This window comes from bacterium (assembly GCA_016873475.1).
GTDB lineage: Bacteria > Krumholzibacteriota > Krumholzibacteriia > JACNKJ01 > JACNKJ01 > VGXI01.
This window is the reverse complement of record VGXI01000371.1, coordinates 1-1976: the sequence shown is the minus strand read 5'-3', so window position 1 is coordinate 1976 and position 1976 is coordinate 1. Positions and strand designations below refer to the sequence as shown.

At 67.5% G+C, this 1976-nt stretch carries 2 protein-coding genes; both read left to right on the top strand.

Annotated elements, in window-relative coordinates; translation table 11 throughout:
* Window positions 1-276 (top strand): AI-2E family transporter (locus tag FJ251_15865; GenBank protein ID MBM4119178.1); only part of this gene is annotated, 276 nt, incomplete at its 5' end.
* A 118-nt stretch (window positions 277-394) separates the two neighbouring features.
* Window positions 395-1976: elongation factor G (gene fusA, locus FJ251_15860; protein ID MBM4119177.1), on the top strand; the 1582-nt coding region annotated here is incomplete at its 3' end.

The window sequence follows — 1976 nt, the reverse complement described above, 5'->3', positions numbered from 1 at the left end:
AAAAGCATCGACAACCTGCTGCGGCCCCGGCTGGTCGGCCGCGACACGCAGATGCACGAGCTGCTCATCCTGCTCGGCACCCTGGGCGGCCTCGCCCTCTTCGGCGCCGCCGGCTTCATCGCGGGGCCCATCCTGGCGGCGCTCTTCGTGACGATCTGGGAGATCTACGGGGTCGCCTTCGCGGACCTGCTCAGGGAGCCCGAGCCGGCGGCGCCTGACCCTGCGGCCTCCGCCTCCCCGCCCGCCGAGCTGGCGCCCGAGCAGCACAAACCCTGAAAAAATAACGGATCTGCTCTTGCGCGACCGGAGTGGTCGTAAATCTTGGCCGCTCCCGCCTCCGGGCGTCCGCCATCGGCCGCCGCCGCTGGCGTTTCACGGTCACTAGGAGCGAAGCATGATCGGAGAGCTGAGCCGGCTCCGCAACATCGGGATCAGTGCACACATCGATTCCGGCAAGACCACGCTCACCGAGCGTATCTTGTTCTATACCAACAGGATCCATGCCATTCACGAGGTGAAGGGCAAGGATGGCGTCGGGGCGACCATGGACTCCATGGACCTCGAGCGCGAGCGCGGCATCACCATCGCCTCGGCGGCCACCCACGTGGAGTGGGCGGGCCACCACATCAACATCATCGACACGCCGGGCCACGTGGACTTCACGATCGAGGTCGAGCGGTCCCTGCGCGTGCTCGACGGGGCCGTGCTCGTCCTCTGCGCGGTGGCGGGGGTCCAGAGCCAGTCGATCACCGTGGACCGCCAGATGCGCCGCTACAAGGTCCCCCGGGTCGCCTTCGTCAACAAGTGCGATCGCTCGGGCGCCAACCCGGCCCGCGTCACCGAGCAGCTCTGCGAGAAGCTCGGCCACAACGCCGTCCTGGTCCAGATCCCGATCGGGCTGGAGGCCGACCACCAGGGCATCGTCGACCTCGTGCGGATGAAGGCCGTCTACTTCGACGGCGCCAACGGCGAGAACATCCGGGAGGAGGAGATCCCCGCGCCGCTCCGCCACGAGGCGGAGGCCCGCCGCGAACTGCTCATCGACGCCGCTTCCATGTTCGACGACCGCCTCATGGAGGCCGCCCTCGAGGGCCGCGCCACCGAGGAGATGATCCACGCCGCCGTCCGCAAGGGCGTGTTGGCCCGCGAGCTCACCCCCGTCTTCCTCGGCTCGGCCTACAAGAACAAGGGCGTCCAGCTCCTCATGGACGGACTGGTCCGCTACCTGCCCGATCCGACCGAGGTGGAGAACGAGGCGACCCGCGCCGACCGCGAGAACGGCGAGAGCAAGTTCGTCGTCAGCAACGATCCGCGCGATCCCCTGCTGGCCCTCGCCTTCAAACTCGAGGACGGCACCTACGGCCAGCTCACCTACATCCGGCTCTACCAGGGCCGACTGGCCAAGGGCGATACCATCGTCAACGTGCGCACGGGCAAGAAAGTCAAGGTCGGCCGCCTCGTGCGCATGCACGCGAGCGCCATGGAGGACATCGAGGGCGCCAGCGCCGGCGACATCGTGGCTCTCTTCGGCATCGATTGCGCCTCGGGCGACAGCTTCACCGACGGCAGCCTCGTGGCCTCGATGGCCAGCATGCACGTGCCCGACCCGGTGATCAGCCTCGCCGTGCGGCCCAAGGACAAGAAGTCGCAGGACAGCCTGTCCAAGGCCATCCAGCGCTTCAGCAAGGAAGACCCGACCTTCCAGGTTGCGGCCGACGCCGAGACCGGCGACACCGTGATCAAGGGCATGGGCGAGCTGCACCTGGACGTCTACATCGAGCGCATGCGCCGCGAGTACAAGGTCGAGGTGGAGACCAGCCCGCCCCAGGTGGCCTATCGCGAGACCCCCGGCCGGGCCGTCGACTTCGAGTACGTGCACAAGAAGCAGACCGGCGGCTCGGGACAGTACGGCAAGATCCTGGGCAGCCTCGAACCCTGGAGCGAAGCCGACTTCGCGTTCGAAAACCGAGTGAAAA